The following is an 18,356-nucleotide window of genomic DNA, read 5'->3' as shown; positions in this document are numbered from 1 at the left end:
GTTGGCAAGCGCAGCGCAAGGCGATAGGCAGCGCGGCTGACGCATTTTCAATCAGGATCGCCATGCTTCACCTCACCGCCCGCGCGGCCCGCACCCTCGCTGCCGTCTCTGCCCTCGCCCTTGCCGCCCCTGCGCTGGCCGATACGCTGGTCGACAATGTCGATGGGGTGACGATCAATGCGCAAGGCAAGGTCGAACGCTTCAGCGGGCTTGTGTTCGACGATGACGGCAGGATTGTGCAGCTGCTGTCCCGCAACGACGCGCGCCCGCGCACCGATTACCTGATCGATGGCAAGGGGCAGGTGATGGTGCCCGGCATGATCGACGCCCATGTCCATGTCATGGACATGGGCTTTGCCGCGCTGACGCTCGACCTGTCGGACACGAAATCGCTCGATGAGGCGCTGGCGAAGATCAAGGCCTTTGCCGAGGCCAATCCGGGCCGCCCGTGGATTTTGGGGCGCGGGTGGAATCAGGAGAAGTGGGGCCTTGGCCGCTTCCCCACCGCCGCCGAACTCGACAGCGTGGTGGCCGACCGGCCGGTGTGGCTCGAACGCGCGGACAATCACGCCAATTGGGGCAACACGCTGGCGATCACCGGTGCAGGCGTGACCGCCAAGACCCCTGACCCCGCAGGCGGCAAGATCATCCGCGATGCCAAGGGCGCGCCTGCGGGCGTGTTTGTCGACAATGCGATCGGACTGGTCGGCAAGATCGTCCCCGCCCCCCGCCCCGAAGACCGCGACCTGGCCTTTGCCAAGGCGCAGGAGGTGCTGCTGAACTACGGCGTCACCGCGGTCGCCGACATGGGCACCAAGCTGCCCGACTGGATGACTTATCGACGCGCGGGCGACGAGGGCCGCCTGCAGATCCGGATCATGGCCTATGCCGATTCGTTCGAGACCCTCGAACTCGCCGCCGGGGCAGAGCCGACCGTGTGGCTGTACGACGACAAGCTGCGGATGGGCGGGATCAAGCTCTATCTCGACGGCGCGCTGGGATCGCGCGGGGCGAGCCTCAAGGCGCCCTATCACGATGATCCGGGGGCCAAAGGCCTGCCGTTTCTCTCGCCCGCCCAGCTGCGCAATCTGATGAGCCGCGCGGCGATGAAGGGGTTCCAGACCGCCGTTCACGCGATTGGCGATGCAGCCAATGCCGAAGTGCTGGGCGCGGTCGAGGAACTCTCCGAAAGCTACAAGGGTGACCGGCGCTGGCGGATCGAGCACGCGCAGATCATCGACCCGGTCGATATTGCGCGCACCGGCCAGCACGGGGTGATCGCCTCGATGCAGCCGCTCCACCAGACCTCCGACCGGCTGATGGCCGAGGCGCGGCTGGGGCCGGATCGGCTGGCGGGCGCCTATCCCTGGCGCAGCGTGCAGAAGGCAGGCGGGCGACTGGCCTTCGGCTCCGACGCGCCGGTCGAGCCTGCCGACCCATGGGCCGGAATGGCCGCCGCGATCAGCCGCACCGATGCCAAGGGCGAGCCTTTCGGCGGGTGGCTGCCGCAGGAGACGGTGAGCCGCGAAGCCGCGCTTGCCGGATACACGTCCGATGCCGCCTTTGCCGGGTTTGCCGAAGGACGCTTCGGCCGCCTGATCCCCGGCGAACGCGCCGACTTCCTGCTGATCGACCGCGACCCGCTGTTCGCCTCGCCCGAGGGCTTGCGCGAAACCAAGGTGATCGGGGTGTGGATCGGCGGGGTGAAGGTAAGAGGGGAGTAGTTACTCCGCCGCCTGCCCTGCCGCTTCCTCGGCCGCGCGCGCGGCCTTGTCGGCCGCGACCGCCTTCTCCTGAAAGCGCATCAGCACCAGCGAGGCTTCGAACAGCAGCCACAGCGGCACCGCCAGCACGATCTGCGAACCCGGATCGGGCGGTGTCACGATCGCCGCAATCACGAAGATCACCACGATCACATAGCGCCGCGCCGCCACCATCTGATCGCGGGTGACGATCCCGGCGCGGTGGAGCAGCAGCAGCAGCACCGGCAGCAGGAAGGTGAGGCCAAAGGCGAGGATGAACTGCATCACCAGGCTGAGATAATCGCCCGCGCTCGGCAAGGCCTGCACGTTGAGGCCGCCGGTCGTCCCGCCAAAGCCGAGGAAGAAGGTGAAGGCGACCGGCATCACCACGAAATAGGCAAGGCACGCGCCCGCCGTGAACAGGATCGGGGTGGCCAGCAGGAAGGGCAGAAACGCCTTCTTCTCCCGCGCATAAAGCCCCGGCGCGATGAAGGCCCACATCTGATTGGCGATCACCGGAAAGCTGACCATGAAGCCTGCGAACAGCGCGACCTTCAGCTCGACGAAGAACACTTCCGGAAGCTTGGTGAAGATCAGCTGGCCCTGCCCTTCGGGAAAGGCGTTCTTCAAGGGCTGCACCAGAATCCCGAGGATCTCGTCGGCGAAGTAGAAACACACCGCGAAGCCCACCCCCAGCGCCAGCAGCGCACGGATCACGCGGGTGCGCAGCTCGATCAGATGGTCGAGCAGCGGGGCGCGGGTTTCATCAAGGTCGTCGATCTTAAACATCGCCCGACCCCTTGGAGAGCGGCAGCGGCGGCTGCGCGGGGGGCGTTGCAGCGGGAGGAGCCTCGGGCGCTGGCGACGTATCCACCGGCGGCGTATCCACAGGAGTCGTTTCCACAGGAGGCGGCCCGGTCATCACCGGCGCGCCCGCCTCAGCCTCGGTCAGCGCGGCGGAACGGCGCATGATTTCCTCGTTCTGCGCCTTCCACTTCTTTTCCATTTCCTCAAGTTCAGCCTCGCGCACCATCGCGTCGATGCCGCTGCGGAAATGGGCCGAGATGCGCCGCATCTTGCCGATCCAGCGCCCGGCCGTGCGCATGGCGAGCGGCAGGTCTTTCGGCCCGATCACCACCACCGCGACGATCAGGATGACCAGCAGTTCTCCAGCGCCGATGTCGAACATATAGGGGTGCGGTCAGCCCGCCTCCTTGGGAAGGACGATCAGGCGCCGGGGGTATCGGACTTGTCGAGCGTCGTCGGCGCGGGGGTTTCGGCAGGCGTCGGCGCGGGGGCCGGCGGTTCGATCCGGGCGGCCTTGGCGGCGGTGTCCTCGGTCTCGTTCAGACCCTTCTTGAAGCTGGAAATGCCCTTGCCGAAATCGCCCATCATTTCGGCAATGCGACCGCGGCCGAACAGGATGAGCACGATCAGCAGGACGATCACCCAGTGCCAGATCGACGAAAAACCCATTGTCTCAACTCCACAAGTGCGGCCGGGGGTAAAAGGGCGCCGCATGACGGGGCGCGCCTCGCCGCTCTACTACCCCCCATCTAGGCCAAGCGGTTGCAGATTGCGAGTCAGTCCGCCAGATTCTCGTCGTCTGCGCTGGTGCCTTCGTCCGGTTCCTCGTCCGGCTCGAACCGCATCGCAGCCTCCATCGCCTCGTCGACGGGATCGAGCAGGCCCGCGGCGCGCAATTCGTCGATCCCAGGCAGGTCGCGGCGGCTGGCGAGGCCGAAGTGATCGAGGAATTCGGGCGTGGTGGCATAGATCACCGGGCGGCCCGGCACTTCGCGGCGCCCCGCCGGGCGCACCCAGCCCGCCTCCATCAGCACATCCAATGTGCCTGCGCTGGTCTGCACCCCGCGGATCGACTCGATCTCGGCGCGGCTGACCGGCTCGTGATAGGCAATGATCGCCAGCACCTCGGTGGCCGCGCGGCTCAGGCGGCGCACCTGCTCCTTCTCGCGCCGCAGCAGGTGGGCAAGATCGGGCGCGGTCTCGAAATGCCAGCGGCCCGCGCGCTCGACGAGATGCACCCCGCGATTGGCATAGCGCGCTTCGAGCAGGCCGAGTGCCTCGCGCACCTCACGGTGTTCCAGACCGCCCAGATGGCCTGCCAAGGCCTCGACGCTCATGGGGGTCTCGGCGGCAAACAGCGTCGCCTCGACCGCGCGTTCGAGCGTGCCGGGCTCCTCGCCCGTCATGCAGCCGCGTCCTTCAGCCGGCGGATGCGCAAGGGGGCAAAGGCGCCGTCCTGATCCAGCTCGGCCTTGCCGCGCTTGGTCAGCTCAAGCGCCGCGACAAAGCTGGAGGCGAGCGCCGAGCGCTTCAGCTCGGGCGAGGCGTGGGGCGGCAGGAAGTCCCTGATTTCCATCCATTCCAGCGTCACGCCCAGCATCGCCGCGACCCGCTCCAGCGCGGAATCGAGCGTCATCACCGGGCGGTTCGCAACATGGTAGATGCGCGGGGCTGTGCGCGCCTTGACCTGCCCGTAGGCCTGAATGAGCGTGAACAGGTCTGAGCGCCACACGGTCTTGCGATCCGTGCGCAGGCCTTCGGGGCTCCCTCGCAGAAACACGTCGCGCCCGATCCGGTCGCGCCCCATCAGCCGCGCCGCCGCCTCGCGCATCGCACCCAGCCGTTGCAGGCGCAGTTGCAGCTTGAGCGCGAGCTCTTCCGGCGAAGGGTCTTCCTGCTCGGCCTTGGGCAGCAGCATCGCCGATTTGAGGTAGGCAAGCCAGGCTGCCATGACGAGGTAATCCGCCGCCAGCTCCAACTTCAGCGCGCCCGCGCGCTCGATATAGGTGAGGTACTGGTCGACCAGCGCGAGGATCGAGATTTGCCTGAGGTCAACCTTCTGCCGCCGCGCCAGATCGAGCAGCAGGTCGAGCGGCCCTTCCCACGCGCCCAGCGCGAGGTAGAGCGCGTCGCCATCCTGCCGCCCGGCGTCGGGGGGGAACATGAAGGGCTGGTCGGCCTCGCTCATGCAGGGGTACCTGTCAGCGCCAGCAGCGCATCACGTTTCGCCAGCAATTCAGCTGCTTGCGGCGCGATGGCGGGCGCGATCCGGGTGCCCGCCAGCGCCCGGTCAAGCCGCGCGGCTGTGGTATCGGACATGGTCGGCAAGACCTCGCAGATGCCCACCATATCGTCCATTTTCGCCCAGCAATTCAGGATGATATCACACCCCGCCGCATGGGCGCGCGCGGCGCGTTGGGGGATCGAGCCGCCGAGCGCTTCCATGTCGATGTCGTCGGTCAGCAGCAGCCCGTCGAAACCGATCTGCCCTCTGATGATCTCGCGGATCACGGTTTCGGACAGGGTTGCCGGGTTTTCGGCATCCCAGGCGGTGAAGACCAGGTGCCCGGTCATGCCGATAAGCGCCTGATTCAACGTGCGAAATGGAGAAAGGTCATCCTCCAGATCGGTCGCGCTCGCGGTGACCGTGGGGAGCGCCTTGTGGGTGTCGACATCGGTGCGGCCGTGGCCCGGCATATGCTTGACGCAGCCCGTCACGCCGCCTGCGGCCAACCCTTCGAGCACCGCCCGGCCCAATGCCGCCACCGCCATCGGATCGCTGCCGAAGGCGCGGTCGCCGATCACGTCATGGGCACCCGGCACGCGCAAGTCGAGCGGGGGGTGGTAGTCGACCGTGACCCCCATCGCCGACAGTTCCAGCGCCATCGCGGTCGCATTGGCGCGGGCCGCCTCGATTGCGCTGGCAGGCGCGATTTCGTACAGTTTTTCAAACGCTTCGCCCGCCGGATAGGCCGCCCAATGCGGCGGTCTCAGACGCGCGACGCGGCCACCTTCCTGATCGATCGAGACCAGCAGACGATCCCGCCCGTGGATGCTCCTGAGGTCATCGGTCAGCGCCCGCAACTGCACCGGATCGACACAATTGCGCCCGAAAAGGATATAGCCCGCCGGGTCGCATTCGCGGAAAAAAGCGCGCTCGTCCGCAGTCAGGACGGGGCCGCCAAGGCCGAAGATTGCCGGAATCATAAGGCGACAAGGTTCGCATTGCGGCGCGCGGCCTGCAAGGGCGGGCGGGTCTCAAGAGCGGGGAAAAGACCCGCAAAACCACGACAAGACGCTGCAACAGCCGCGCAAGCCCGGCAACGCCGCGCCGCCACGGCGCAGCCTACTTGACCTGGCAATCGACCCCGTCAGCCTTCAGCGCCGCGCACAGCCGATCAGCCTCGGCCCGGCTGCCCGCGACCGCCTGCAAGCGATAGACCGTGCCGATATCGACCTTGCCTTCGACCACCCGGTGCTTGACCCCGGTGAGCGCGTCGGTGCGCCTTGCGAGATCGACCCAGCCCTGTTCGGCGCGGGCGCGGGTGCCGTAGGCGGCGAGCTGGACACCAATGCCCGGCACCGGCGCGGCAGTCGACGCGGCGGCGGACGGGCTGGCTGCGGGTGTCGGGACTGCGGGCGCGGGGGAGGCTTCGGCCACCACGGCCGGGCGCGAGCCGCCCTCGCCCACCACCGGCGCGACATTGCCGGTGCCCGCGAAGGTCTTGCCGCCCGGATCCTCGGGCTTCTGCTTGATCGGCCCGGCGGGCGCTTCGATCACGCTGCCATCGGCCACCACATCGGTGCTGCTGGCGCGGTTCGAGACCCACCACACGCCGCCGACCACCGCGCCGAGCAAGGCCACCAGACCGACCGCGAAAAGCACGATCTGGCCCGTATCCAGCCCGCCCGCATCCTCGTCCTCCTCATCGGATTCGAGCCACGGCAGGCTGTCGGTGTCGGCCAGATCAAGCTCGCCTGCACCTTCCCCAAGGCCTTCGTCGTCCAGTTCTTCGTACTCGGCGTCGATCATGGCGATCCTTCGCGTTCCTCTGAGCCGTTACATGGATTCAACCGCCTCGACGCCCAGAACGCCAAGACCATTGCGGATCACTTGCCCGATCGCGGCGGCGAGGAAAAGCCTTGCCGCCGTCACTTGCGCATCCTGTTCCACGATGAAGCGCTTTTCCGGACGGTCGTTACCGAGGTTCCAGTAGGAATGGAGATCGGCTGCCAGATCATAGAGATAGAAGGCGATCCGGTGCGGCTCGCGCGCGCGCGCGGCGGCCTCGATCTCGCGCGGGAACTGCGCGGCGCGCGCGACGAGGGCCAATTCCTCCGCGCCCAGCCGGTCAAGGTCTGCGCCCGACGGCGTTAGCCCCGCGTCAGCCGCCTTGCGCAACGTCGAGCGGATCCGGGCATGGGCATATTGCACATAGAACACCGGATTATCCTTCGAGGCTTCGACCACCTTGTCGAAATCGAAGTCCATCTGCGCGTCGGGCTTGCGGGTCAGCATGGTGAAGCGCACCACATCCTTGCCGACCATCTCGACGACATCGGCAAGCGTGACGAAATTGCCCGCGCGCTTCGACATCTTGAACGGCTGGCCGCCCTTCATCAGCTGCACCATCTGGACGAGCTTGACCTCGAAGGGCTTCGGGGCCGCGCCATCCGCACTGGTCAGCGCGGCGACCGCGGCCTTGATCCGCTTCACCGTCCCCGCATGGTCCGCGCCCCAGATATCGACGAGGGCATCGGCGGTCTGCGCCTTCTGGAAGTGGTAGGCAAGGTCCGCGCCGAAATAGGTCCACGCGCCGTTCGACTTCTTGATCGGGCGATCCTGATCGTCCCCGAACTTGGTCGAGCGGAACAGCGGGAGTTGGACGGGTTCCCAATCCTCGGGCGGGGCTTTGCCCTTGGGGGCTTCAAGCACGCCGTCATAGACGAGGTCATGGTCGCGCAGCCATTGTTCGGCGGCATCGACCTTGCCCGAGGCCTGCAATTCGGCCTCGGAGGAGAACAGGTCGTGCGCGATGCCAAGCGTGGCGAGGTCGGCGCGGATCATGTCCATCATCGCCGCGACCGCGCGGGTGCGGAACAGGATGAGCCACTCGGCCTCGGGCGCGGCGGCGTAGGTTTCGCCGAACTCGGCGGCGAGCGCCTCGCCCACCGGCTTCAGATATTCGCCGGGATAGAGCCCTTCGGGAATCGTGATCTCGGCCCCCAGCGCCTCGCGGTAGCGCAGGTGCACCGAGCGGGCGAGGACATCGACCTGCGCGCCGGCATCATTGACGTAATATTCCTTGATGACCTTGTGGCCCGCGAATTCGAGCAGCCCGGCCAGCGCATCGCCCACCACCGCGCCGCGGCAATGGCCCATGTGCATCGGGCCGGTGGGGTTGGCCGAGACATATTCGACATTCACGACCTTGCCCCCGCCCATTCCGGAGCGGCCGTAATCGGCGGCAAGCTGGGCGATGGCCTGCAATTCGGCGAGCCAGGCGGCGGGCGCGAGGCGCAGGTTGATGAAGCCCGGCCCGGCAATCTCGGCGCTGGTGATGCCGGGGTGCACGGCGAGCTTGGCCGTGATCGCCTCGGCGAGCGCGCGCGGGTTGAGACCCGCAGGCTTGGCCAGCACCATCGCGGCGTTGGTGGCAAGATCGCCATGCGACGCATCGCGCGGCGGTTCCAGCGTGACATTGGCGAAGGACGTGTCCGCAGGCAGCGTCCCTTCGGCGACCAGATCGGTCAGCACTTGTTCGATCAGAGCCGCGTGGGCGGCGTAGAGAGTCTGGGTCATGGCGGTCTCGTGGCGGTGCGCGATGGTTCGCGCGTGCAAAGAAGGAAGCGGGGCCCCGGGTCAAGCCCGGGGAGACGAAAGAGGGACGCAACAGCCGCAAGGGCGCGTGTGGCACCAGAACGGTGGCAAAGCCACCGCAAGGCCGACCGGCCGCCCGCAGCGACGCGGCCTTCAGGCCGCATGAGCGAGGATTTCGCAGCCCGGAGGGGCTGCGGAAACGTCAACGCGTCGCGTTGTAACGCAATTGCGCCTCGGTCAGCTGGAAGCCGACCAGCATTTCGAAGCGGGTGCGCGCGATCGCGGCCTTCACTTCGGGGTCAGCCAGCGGATCGAGCGCGGCCTCGGTGTCCCCGGCGCGTCGTCGCTTGGTGATCTTCTGGCGGATGTCTTCGGGCAGCGCCGCATCGGCGCGGTTGACGAAGCTGCCCGCCTTGGCGGTGCCGGTGGCGCGATCCTGCCCGTCGGCGAAGGTCAGGCTGACCGTGCCGATCCGCTTGGAGACGACCGCGCTACCGCCACGCAGGACGGTGACGAAATAGGGCAGTTCCACCGTCCGCGCGCCGCGGGTGTCGCTGCGGCGGGCGTTCACGGTGAAGGTCGCCTCGGAATAGATCTGGTCGGCGCTGTCGTTGCAGGTCGAGCGCAGGTCAGTCATCGCCGCGCTGACATCGAGACTGGCGACGGTGGTGTCGGCCGCGTTGCGGAAGGTGGTGATGTCGCCGGTATAGTCGGGGATACCGACCGCCGGACACAGGGTCAGCACGCTGGCGATGCCGATGCCCTGATCGACCACCAGCTCACCCTTCTGCGAACAGGCGGCAAGCGCCGACACAGCGGAAAGGGCCAGAAATGCGCGTGCGCCAAGCTTCATCAAAGCCGTCCTCGAATTAAACGATCCCGTGCGCCCTAGCGAGGACGGGCCAAAAGCGCTAGGGGGGGTAACATGAACGCGCCCTTTCCCGCTGCCGAAGCGCCTGCCGCCAATCTCCCGCCCCTCAACCTGCTGATCGCTGCCCCGCGCGGGTTCTGCGCCGGAGTCGACCGGGCGATCGAGATCGTCGAGAAGGCGCTCGAACGCTATGGCGCGCCGGTCTATGTGCGCCACGAGATCGTCCACAACAAATATGTCGTCGAAGGGCTGAAGGCCAAGGGCGCGGTGTTCGTCAAGGAGCTGAACGAGGTGCCCGATGATGCGCCGGTGGTGTTCAGCGCCCACGGCGTGCCCAAGACCGTGCCGGCCGAGGCCAAGCGCCGCCAGCTGCTCTATGTCGATGCCACCTGCCCGCTGGTGAGCAAGATCCACCGTCAGGCCGAACGCCAGATCGAAAAGGGCCGCCACATCATCTTTATCGGCCATGAAGGCCACCCGGAAGTGATCGGCACGATGGGGCAGGTCGAGCCGGGGCAGATGACGCTGGTCGAGACGATCGAGGATGTCGACAAGCTGCCGTTCGATTCGGACGAGGAGCTGGCCTACCTCACCCAGACCACGCTGTCGGTCGACGACACGCGCGAGGTGATTCAGGCGCTCGAATGGCGTTATCCCAATATCCTCGGGCCGAAGGCGGAGGACATCTGCTATGCGACTTCCAACCGTCAGGCGGCGGTCAAGGAACTGGCGCATGACTGCGATCTGGTGCTGGTGATCGGCGCGCCCAATTCCTCGAACTCGCTGCGGCTGGTCGAGGTGTCGGAACGGCTCGGCACGCCTGCCAAGCTGATCCAGCGCGCCTCGGAAATCGACTTTGCCTGGCTCGACGGTGTGGAAACGCTGGGGCTGACTGCCGGGGCTTCGGCACCCGAGATTCTGGTGCGCGAGGTGGTCGAAGCGCTTGGCCGGCACCGCACGATCCACGAAAAGGAAATCACCGCCACCGTCGAGAAGATGGTGTTCAAGCTGCCCCGCCAGCTGACCGAATAGGCGCGTCGCGGAGGGGGATATGGCGGTCTATACCCATCTGGGCGCGGAAGACCTCGCCCGGCTGATCGGCGAATATGACGTCGGCGATCTGGTGATGGCCAAGGGCATCGCCGAGGGCGTGTCCAATTCGAACTGGCTGGTCGAGACGACCGGCAGCGGCGATAGCGGCACGCGCTTCATTCTGACGCTCTATGAACGGCGGATCGACTATGCCGATCTGCCCTATTTCCTCGCCCTGCTCGATCATCTCGCGGGCAAGGGCTGCCCGGTGCCGCGCACCATGCATGACCGCTCCGGCGCATCGTGGCGCATGGTCGAGGGCAAGGCGGCGGCGCTGATCGAGTTCCTGCCCGGTGTCTCCCCCACCCGCCCTACGCCCGCGCAGGCCCGCTCTATCGGGGCGGTGCTGGCGAACCTTCACCTTGCCGCGCAGGATTTCCCCCACACCCGCGCCAATGCGATGGACTTCGCCGCGAGCGCCGCGATCCTCGCCCAATGCGGTGCGGCGGCGCTGGGGACGATCGACCCGCAGCTGCCCGCGATGCTCGCCCATGCCGAGGCCGCCGCCGCGCTCGACCTTGCGGCCCTGCCGCAATCGCAGACCCACACCGACCTGTTCCCCGATAATGTCCTGATGCTGGGCGACCGGGTGACGGGGCTGATCGATTTCTACTTCGCCTGCACGGGGCCGATGGTGCTCGATCTGGCGGTGACCCATGCCGCGTGGTGCTTCGACGCGCAGAATGCCTACCGCGCGGATTGCGGCGCGGCGCTGATCGAGGGCTATCAGAGCGTGCGCCGCCTGTTGCCCGAAGAGCGCGCGCTGTTCCCCGCAGTGGCCAAGGGCGCGTGCCTCAGGTTTGTCGCCAGCCGCGCGGAAGACTGGCTCGACACCCCCGACGATGCGCTGGTGACGCGCAAGGACCCGATGCAATTCGTCCGGCGCTGGCGCTTTTACGACGAGAACGGCGCAGGGCTGCTTGCAGGGTGAGGCCCGGCCCGCCAAAGCCGCCGCGATGAAACAGGTCGACATCTTCACAGACGGGGCGTGCAAGGGCAATCCCGGCCCCGGCGGCTGGGCCGCGATCCTGCGCAGCGGCGGGCACGAGAAGGAACTGGTCGGCGGAGAGCCCGAGACGACCAACAACCGCATGGAGATGACCGCCGTGCTGCGCGGCCTCACCGCGCTGAAGGAACCCTGCGCGGTCACCGTCCACACCGACAGCCGCTATGTCATCGACGGGATGACCCAGTGGATCTTCGGCTGGCAGAAGCGCGGCTGGGTCAATGCGGCGAAAAAGCCCGTCGCCAACGAAGACCTGTGGCGCGAGCTGATCGCGGCGGTGCGGCCGCACAAGGTGTCATGGCAATGGGTGAAGGGCCACGCGGGCCACCCGGAAAACGAACGCGCCGACGCGCTGGCGAGCGAGGAAGCGGTACGGCAGGCCGATCCGAAATCGGCCTTCGGGCACTAGGCCCATTTCGTCATTGCGAGCGAAGCGAAGCAATCCATGGCGGAACCGCATCACAGGCGGATAGTGCGCGTGATGGATTGCTTCGTCGCCTTCGGCTCCTCGCAATGACGAGGTTAGGGATCAGCTATTATCTTCAACCTCGGCGTCGGGGCCGTTCTTCTTGATCGAATCGATGGCGTTCTGCGCGCTCGCCTTGCTCGAATAGCCCTGGGTCGAGAACATCACTTCCGAATTGTACTTGAACCGCACCCGGAACTCGCCCGCGTTATCCTTGTAGATCTCGAACTTGTGCGCCATCGCTACTCCCTCCTCATGTGGTTAATCCACGGCAAGGAAATGCCAGATGGGCGCGCGCTTGCCTAGGCGGATTGTAGCAGGCGGTGAGGCGCATAGGCGGAGGCGTCGATCCCCGCCGTCATCGCGTCCGCCCCCTGCCCCAGCAAGGTCTGCGCCGCCAGCCGTGCGGCGGCAGGTGCGGTCTGGATGCCGAAGCCGCCCTGCCCTGCAAACCAGAAAAACCCCGCCACCTCCGGATCAAAGCCATAGACCGGCATCCGGTCGGGCGCGAAGCTTCTGAGGCCCGCCCAGCGCCGCTCGACCGCCTCGATCCGCCAGTCGGTGACGTTCTGGAACCGGTCGATGGCGATGGCGACGTCAAGCTCCTCGGGCGCGGCGTCGCAGGGGTCGGAAGGGATTTCGTCATGCGGGGAGAGCCACAGGCGGCCAGCATCGGGCTTGAAATAGAAGCTGCCGCCGACATCGATCACCAGCGGCAGATCGGCCGGGGCCGGCGGGGCGACCCGCAACACGGCGACCGTGCGGCGGAAGGGCGCGATGCCGACCGGATGCACGCGGGCAGCGCGGGCGACCATGTCGGCCCAGGCTCCGGCGGCGTTGACGATGGTGGCGGCGCGGTGCGTCTCGCCGCGCTCGGTGGTGATGGTCCACGCCCCGCTCTCGCGCAGCAGCCCCGCCACCCGCGCGCGGCAGGCGATGTCCACCCCGCCGCGCCGGGCAAGGCCGAGGTAATGCTGGTGCAGCCCGGCGACATCGATATCGGCGCAGGCCGGCTGGTGCAGCGCCTCGCTCCATTGGGGGCGGATATGCGGCACGATGGCGGCGAGCGCTGCGGGCGTGAGCCGGTCCAGCGCCACGCCGGTGCCGTCATAGCTGGCGCGGAAGGCATCCATCGCCGCGCGGTCTTCCTCCCGCCCGACATAGAGCGCGCCGCGCGGGGTGAGGAACCCGTGTTCGGCCAGGTATGCGCCCGAGGCACGGGTCAGCGGCACCACGCCGGGGCCGCCGTAACATTCCTCCCAGAAGGCGGCCGAACGCCCGGTGGCGTGATACCCCGGCGCGTCCTCCGCCTCCAGCAGCAGCACGCGGGCGTGGGGCGCGAGTTCAGCCGCAAGGCTCGCGCCCGCCATCCCGGCGCCGATGATCGCAATATCGTGGATCATGCCGGAACCACGGGCCGAGGGGCGGCGGTATCGAGGAAGGCGGCAATGCGCGCCATGATCGGCCCGCGCACCGCATCCACCTCGCGCAGGACTTCGTGGAAGGCTTCGTCGCCCAGCGCCATCAGCTCGCCCTTGGGCAGGCGCGCGGCGGCGCGCAGGTTGGCGGGGTGGCTCACCAGCTTGTCGGCAGCGGTCGAGACGATCAGCACCGGCACCTGCACGGCTTCAAGCGCCCCGGGGGCTTCGAGCCGCGCCCACGAGGCATAGGCCTGTTCGACCCAGCGCCAGCTCGCCGGGCCCATCACCAGCTCGGGCCGCGCCCCGCGCCACCATGCCTCGTCGGCATAGCGTTCGGGATCGTGGGTGAGCAGGTTCGCGCGCGCGGCGGGCAGTTCGCCCGGCTTCTCGCTCCACTTCCACGCCTGCCGCAGCGGATCGCCGATCGCGCACATCGCCTGTGCGACCTTGTGCAGCACGGCAAGCGGCAGCGGCGGGCCGTTCACCCCGGTCATCGGCGCGCTGAGAATGACAGCATCGGGGGCGACGCGCTTTTCCGCCAGCGCGCGCAGCACGAGGTGCCCGCCCATCGAATGGGCAGCCAGCACGTGCGGCCCGGGTGTCTCGGCGACCCACAATTGCCACAGGTGGGCAAGATCATCGATCCAGATCGAGAAATTCTCGATATGGCCGGTCACCGCGTCGCGGCCCAAACGCCCTGATCCGCCCTGCCCGCGCCAGTCCGATCCGGTCACGCGCCACCCGGCTTCGTGCCATTCGTGCAGGGTTTCGAGATATTTCTCGTAGGCGTCCCCGCGACCGGGGAGGAACAGGATCGAGCCGCGCGGCGCGGACGGATCGGCGCCGGGCCAGTCGATCCGGCGAATGGCGTGGCCATCGGCGGCGTGCCACGTGCTCTCGTGCGCCTGGGGCGGAATGGCGCGGCGGTCGATCATGGCGCAACGCCCTTCCCGTTTCTCACCGCGAGGCTGCGAACTTGCCCGCAGGGCCGGGCTTGGAGTGTGGTTACTATTTGGTAAGTCATGGTCTGTAGAAGTGTCCCAATCGAGGACGGCCGGCGCAATCTCGCCCGGCCTCAATCGCGGGGCACGATGTCGATGAGTTCCATTTCCTACGGTCTGCTGATCGCCTTGGCAATTGCGCTGGTCTTTGCCGCAATGACCGACATCCGCCGCCGTCAGATCGACAATTGGCTGAACCTCGGCATTGCGCTGACGGCCCCTGCCTTCTGGTGGGCAAGCGGCATGGCGCTGTGGCCGGATGTGGCCATCCAGCTAGGTCTGGCGCTCGGCGCCTTCGCGGTGTTTGCCGGGCTGTTCGCCCTCAAGGTCATGGGCGGCGGCGACGTCAAGCTGCTGACCGCGCTGGCGCTGTGGGTCACGCCCTATCACTTCATGGAGCTGCTGCTGATCATGTCGCTCGCCGGGGGCGCGCTGACGATCGTGATGGCGGCCTGGCACGTCATGCGCCGCGAGCGCGACAAGCTGAAGATTCCCTACGGCGTTGCCATCGCATTTGGCGGGCTGTGGGTGCTGGCGATCAATTACCTGCCTGCCGGTCTGGGCGCGGTTCAGGCCGCATAACCCGATTTTAACCAGTCAGGACTTACGCATCGCAACCATACCTGCCCGCTAACCAACCACGGGCTTTTACGAGGGGGCTATTTGAGCCATGGATAGGAAGAAACTGGTTCTGCTGCTCGGTGCACTGATCATCGCGATCGGCACGGCGATTGCCGCGCGCAGCATGTTCGCCGGAGGCGCTGCCCCCGATGCCGAAGCCGCGGTGCCCACCGGGCCGCGGGTTCTGGTCGCCAAGCGGGCGCTGACCGCGGGCACGATCATCACCGCCGACGCGCTGGGCTTCCAGCCCTGGCCCAAGGAGCTGGTGCAGGACGCCTACTTCATCGACGGCGAAGCCGACATGAACAAGCTGCTCGGCACCGTCGTGCGCTACCCGATCACCGCCGGTGAGCCGGTGACGCAGGGCTCGCTGGTCGCGCCGGGCGATCGCGGCTTCCTTGCTGCGGCGCTTGGCCCGGGGATGCGCGCCGTGACCGTGCCGGTGTCGGCCCAGTCGGGTGTGGCAGGCTTCGTCTTCCCGGGTGACCGCGTCGACGTGGTGCTGACCCAGCAGGTCGAAGGCGATTGCGACAACTGCACGCTGCGCACGGCCGAAACCGTGCTGCGCAACCTGCGCGTCCTTGCGACCGACCAGACCACCGAAAAGACCACCGACGAGAACGGCAAGACCGTGGTCGAGCAGTTCAGCACGGTGACCCTCGAAGTGACGCCCAAGATCGCCGAGAAGATCGCGGTTGCCCAGACCATCGGCACGATCAGCCTGGTGCTGCGCTCGATCGCGGACAGCCAGTCCGAGCTCGAAAAGGCCGTGGCTGCGGGCGACATCCAGATCCCGGCCGGTGCGACGCCGGAACAGGAAGAAAAGATGCTCAAGGCGGCAATGGCCCGTCCGCTCGACAAGGGCACCACCTTTGTCACCGGCGGTGATGTCTCGCGCTTCCAGCGTTCGACCGTGCCGCCCAAGACCATGCCGCAGGCCCAGTCGGCCCCGGCTCCGGCCCCGGCCCGTGCAAGCGGCGGCGGCGGCGGCGGCGCGGCTCCGGTCTACACCGGCCCGAGCGTGCGCGTCACCCGTGGGCAGGCCACCACTGAAACGCCGGTCAGCGCCAAGGCTTCGAGCACGGGCGTGGTCGGCAGCACCGCGGGCGGCGTGCGCCGCGCCGGGCAGACCGTGCCGGCCGCTGGCATGACCGTGGTCAACTAAGGACGGGCCTGAGCATGACGAACACCATGATCCATCGTGCGCCGCAATCCAAGGCGACCCGTGGCAATCCCGAAGGGGGGCAACCCATGACACCCAAGTTCAAGATCAAGCTGCTGGTAGCCGCACTCGCTGCGACGCCGATGGCGGCCATGCCGGCGGCCACCGCCACCGCGCAGCAGGTCGTCCGTCCGTCGCAGGAAATCGTCCTGTCGATCGGCAAGGGCGAGCTGGTGACGGTGCCGGGCACCATGGCCGACGTGTTTGTCGCCAATGAAGCCGTCGCCGACGTCCAGGTGAAGTCGCAGCGCCAGCTTTACCTGTTCGGCAAGGCCGGCGGCGAGACCACCGTCTATGCCAGCAACGAACGCGGCGATGTGATCTTCTCGGCCAATGTCCGGGTCGGCTCGAACATCGGCAGCATCGACCAGATGCTCGCGATGGCGATGCCCGATGCCAAGGTGAGCGTGTCGACGATGGGCACCAACACCGTGCTGCTGACCGGCACCGTGAGCGCGCCGGAAGACGCGGCCGAGGCCGAGCGCCTCGTCAACGCCTTCCTCGGCACGGGCACCAATGTCATCAGCCGCCTCAAGACGGCCACCCCCTTGCAGGTCAACCTGCAGGTCAAGTTCGCCGAAGTCAGCCGCAGCCTCGTTCGCGAGATCGGCGCCAACCTGACCTCGGCAGATTCGACCAACGGGTTCCAGATCGGGATCGGCACGGGCCGCGGTGCGGTGGTGCAGTACAACCCCGGCGGGCCGGTCGGCACCAATGTCACCGAAGGCGGCGACGGCACCTCGGTGATCTCGACCACCGGCGGCACCACGCTGGCAGGCCTTGGCCGCCTGTTCGGGGTTGACCTCGCCGGCACGCTCGACCTCAGCGAGCGTCTGGGTCTGGTCACCACCATTTCCGAACCCAACCTCACCGCGCTGTCGGGCGAAACCGCGACCTTCCTGGCCGGCGGCGAATTCCCGATCCCGATCGCTCAGGGTCTCGGCCAGGTGACGGTGCAGTTCCGCCAGTTCGGCGTGAGCCTCGCCTACACCCCGACGGTGCTCTCGAACGGCCGCATCTCGATGCGCGTGCGTCCGGAAGTGTCCGAGCTCTCGACCCAGGGCGCCATCACCCTGAACGGCTTCCAGGTGCCGGCGATCACCACCCGCCGCACCGAAACCACGATCGAGCTGGGCTCGGGCCAGAGCTTCATGATCGCCGGGCTGATGAGCGCCAACTCGCAGAACCAGCTGGAAAAGGCACCGGGCCTCGGCGATGTGCCGATCCTCGGCAACCTGTTCCGCAGCCGTCAGTTCCGCAAGGGCGAGACCGAGCTGGTGATCATCGTCACCCCCTATCTGGTCAAGCCGGTGGACGCCAAGGACATCAAGCTGCCGACCGATGGCTATCGTTCGGCCAACGAGTTCCAGCAGTTGCTCGGCTACCAGAACAACGCCGGTATCTCGGGCGAAGCGCGCCCCGGGCCGACCGCTGCCGATCAGGAAGCGCCCGCCCCCAAGGTGAGCGATGCCGGTTCGGACGACGCGATCGCGCCGACCAGCCCGGAAAAGCCGCGCCGCGCGGAAAAGAAGAGCCGCAAGGGCGATCGTTCCGCCGCTGCGGGCGCCACCCCGGGCTTCAGCCTCTAACGTGAGAAAGGTGATTACGATGCCGAATGCACGAAACATCACGGTCTCCAAGCTCGCGCTGGCGCTGACGCTTGGCCTGGGCCTGGCTGGCTGCGGCGGGATGCCGCAGAACACGTCGCTCTACAGCGTCAAGCAGCCGGTGGTGGAACGCACCAACATGACGCTTGATGTCGCCACCACCACGGCCGGGCTGCCGATTTCCGAACAGCAGCGCCTCAACGGCTGGTTCGAGACGATGGACCTGCGCTACGGGGATCGCATCGCGATCGAGAACCCGGGCCAGAACCCGGCGGTGACCAATGCGATCCGCGACCTTGCGGCGCGCTATGGCCTGATGATCAGCGACACCGCGCCGGTGACGGCGGGCTATCTCCAGCCGGGTCAGGCCCGTGTGGTGATCACCCGTTCGAGCGCCAGCGTGCCGGGCTGCCCCGACTGGTCGGCCAAGTCCGACATGAACTATTCGAGCGGCCTCAGCCCCAGCTTCGGCTGCGCGATCAACGGCAATCTGGCCGCGATGGTCGCCGATCCGCAGGATCTGCTGGAAGGCAAGAAGGGCGCAAGCGAAACCGTGATCGCCACCTCGAACAAGGCGATCTCGACCTATCGTGACATGGAACCGACCGGCGCGTCCGGCCTGATGGATGCAAGCGCAGGCGGCGGCGGTGGCGGCGGCGGCGGAGGAGGTAACTAAGCC

Annotated in this window: 20 protein-coding genes; 8 read left to right on the top strand and 12 right to left on the bottom strand. The window is 67.4% G+C overall.

Annotated features, from left to right (window positions below):
* Window positions 1-62: 62 nt before the first annotated feature.
* The gene (locus PS060_RS10080; RefSeq protein WP_273982890.1) at window positions 63-1,724 is read left to right on the top strand and encodes an amidohydrolase; all 1,662 of its coding nucleotides are present in this window, start codon (window positions 63-65) and stop codon (window positions 1,722-1,724) included.
* Here the strand turns inward: PS060_RS10080 and tatC are convergent, their stop codons facing one another.
* The 9 genes from tatC to PS060_RS10035 all read right to left on the bottom strand — a co-directional run bounded on the left by tatC (window position 1,725) and on the right by PS060_RS10035 (window position 9,223).
* On the bottom strand, window positions 1,725-2,531 hold the full coding sequence (tatC, locus tag PS060_RS10075) for a twin-arginine translocase subunit TatC (protein WP_273982888.1): 807 nt from the start codon (window positions 2,529-2,531) through the stop codon (window positions 1,725-1,727). It lies immediately after the preceding gene.
* Entirely contained in the window at window positions 2,524-2,931 is a 408-nt protein-coding gene (gene tatB, locus PS060_RS10070; protein ID WP_273982887.1) for a Sec-independent protein translocase protein TatB, read from the bottom strand. The genes tatC and tatB overlap by 8 nt, the downstream gene beginning before the upstream one ends.
* 38 nt (window positions 2,932-2,969) lie before the next feature.
* Window positions 2,970-3,218 (bottom strand): twin-arginine translocase TatA/TatE family subunit, encoded by a 249-nt coding sequence (locus tag PS060_RS10065; protein WP_273982885.1) that lies wholly within the window; start codon window positions 3,216-3,218, stop codon window positions 2,970-2,972.
* 107 nt (window positions 3,219-3,325) lie between these two features.
* Window positions 3,326-3,955, bottom strand: a complete 630-nt coding sequence (scpB, locus tag PS060_RS10060) for an SMC-Scp complex subunit ScpB (RefSeq protein WP_273982884.1) — start codon at window positions 3,953-3,955, stop codon at window positions 3,326-3,328.
* Window positions 3,952-4,737 carry a segregation and condensation protein A gene (locus tag PS060_RS10055; RefSeq protein WP_273982882.1) on the bottom strand — a complete coding sequence of 262 codons (786 nt, stop codon included), beginning with the start codon at window positions 4,735-4,737 and terminating at the stop codon, window positions 3,952-3,954. The genes scpB and PS060_RS10055 overlap by 4 nt, the downstream gene beginning before the upstream one ends.
* A complete protein-coding gene (nagZ, locus tag PS060_RS10050) occupies window positions 4,734-5,756 on the bottom strand; it encodes a beta-N-acetylhexosaminidase (RefSeq protein WP_273982880.1) in 1,023 nt (340 codons plus the stop codon). The genes PS060_RS10055 and nagZ overlap by 4 nt, the downstream gene beginning before the upstream one ends.
* A 139-nt stretch (window positions 5,757-5,895) precedes the next feature.
* Window positions 5,896-6,582: an SPOR domain-containing protein gene (locus PS060_RS10045; RefSeq protein WP_273982879.1), complete on the bottom strand. Its 687-nt coding sequence runs from the start codon at window positions 6,580-6,582 to the stop codon at window positions 5,896-5,898.
* 27 nt (window positions 6,583-6,609) lie between these two features.
* On the bottom strand, window positions 6,610-8,352 hold the full coding sequence (argS, locus tag PS060_RS10040; protein WP_273982878.1) for an arginine--tRNA ligase: 1,743 nt from the start codon (window positions 8,350-8,352) through the stop codon (window positions 6,610-6,612).
* 220 nt (window positions 8,353-8,572) lie between these two features.
* Window positions 8,573-9,223, bottom strand: coding sequence for a hypothetical protein (locus PS060_RS10035; protein WP_273982876.1), 651 nt, complete (start codon window positions 9,221-9,223; stop codon window positions 8,573-8,575).
* Between the two features lie 72 nt (window positions 9,224-9,295).
* Between PS060_RS10035 and ispH the strand changes: the two genes are divergently transcribed.
* Genes ispH through rnhA form a run of 3 tightly spaced genes read left to right on the top strand, consistent with a single transcriptional unit; the run spans window position 9,296 to window position 11,748 of the window.
* Window positions 9,296-10,273: a 4-hydroxy-3-methylbut-2-enyl diphosphate reductase gene (ispH, locus tag PS060_RS10030; protein WP_273982875.1), complete on the top strand. Its 978-nt coding sequence runs from the start codon at window positions 9,296-9,298 to the stop codon at window positions 10,271-10,273.
* A gap of 19 nt (window positions 10,274-10,292) precedes the next feature.
* Window positions 10,293-11,264 carry a homoserine kinase gene (locus PS060_RS10025; protein ID WP_273982873.1) on the top strand — a complete coding sequence of 324 codons (972 nt, stop codon included), beginning with the start codon at window positions 10,293-10,295 and terminating at the stop codon, window positions 11,262-11,264.
* A 25-nt stretch (window positions 11,265-11,289) separates the two neighbouring features.
* Window positions 11,290-11,748, top strand: a complete 459-nt coding sequence (gene rnhA, locus PS060_RS10020; protein ID WP_273982872.1) for a ribonuclease HI — start codon at window positions 11,290-11,292, stop codon at window positions 11,746-11,748.
* Window positions 11,749-11,868: 120 nt separating this feature from the next.
* Here the strand turns inward: rnhA and PS060_RS10015 are convergent, their stop codons facing one another.
* The 3 genes from PS060_RS10015 to PS060_RS10005 all read right to left on the bottom strand — a co-directional run bounded on the left by PS060_RS10015 (window position 11,869) and on the right by PS060_RS10005 (window position 14,161).
* Window positions 11,869-12,045, bottom strand: a complete 177-nt coding sequence (locus PS060_RS10015; RefSeq protein WP_081095341.1) for a YegP family protein — start codon at window positions 12,043-12,045, stop codon at window positions 11,869-11,871.
* A 62-nt stretch (window positions 12,046-12,107) separates the two neighbouring features.
* A complete protein-coding gene (locus tag PS060_RS10010) occupies window positions 12,108-13,208 on the bottom strand; it encodes an NAD(P)/FAD-dependent oxidoreductase (RefSeq protein ID WP_273982866.1) in 1,101 nt (366 codons plus the stop codon).
* Window positions 13,205-14,161, bottom strand: a complete 957-nt coding sequence (locus PS060_RS10005) for an alpha/beta fold hydrolase (protein ID WP_273982865.1) — start codon at window positions 14,159-14,161, stop codon at window positions 13,205-13,207. The genes PS060_RS10010 and PS060_RS10005 overlap by 4 nt, the downstream gene beginning before the upstream one ends.
* A 156-nt stretch (window positions 14,162-14,317) precedes the next feature.
* Between PS060_RS10005 and PS060_RS10000 the strand changes: the two genes are divergently transcribed.
* From PS060_RS10000 to PS060_RS09985, 4 genes are all read left to right on the top strand, one after another.
* Window positions 14,318-14,809: an A24 family peptidase gene (locus tag PS060_RS10000; RefSeq protein ID WP_273982863.1), complete on the top strand. Its 492-nt coding sequence runs from the start codon at window positions 14,318-14,320 to the stop codon at window positions 14,807-14,809.
* Window positions 14,810-14,897: 88 nt separating this feature from the next.
* Window positions 14,898-16,013 (top strand): Flp pilus assembly protein CpaB, encoded by a 1,116-nt coding sequence (gene cpaB / locus PS060_RS09995; protein ID WP_273982861.1) that lies wholly within the window; start codon window positions 14,898-14,900, stop codon window positions 16,011-16,013.
* Between the two features lie 86 nt (window positions 16,014-16,099).
* Window positions 16,100-17,659: a type II and III secretion system protein family protein gene (locus tag PS060_RS09990; RefSeq protein WP_273982860.1), complete on the top strand. Its 1,560-nt coding sequence runs from the start codon at window positions 16,100-16,102 to the stop codon at window positions 17,657-17,659.
* Window positions 17,660-17,678: 19 nt separating this feature from the next.
* Window positions 17,679-18,353, top strand: a complete 675-nt coding sequence (locus PS060_RS09985; protein ID WP_273982859.1) for a CpaD family pilus assembly protein — start codon at window positions 17,679-17,681, stop codon at window positions 18,351-18,353.
* Window positions 18,354-18,356 lie beyond the last annotated feature (3 nt).

The organism is Erythrobacter sp. BLCC-B19 (assembly GCF_028621955.1).
In the GTDB taxonomy this organism is placed as follows: Bacteria; Pseudomonadota; Alphaproteobacteria; order Sphingomonadales; family Sphingomonadaceae; genus Erythrobacter.
This window is presented reverse-complemented; position numbering and strand designations above follow the sequence as displayed.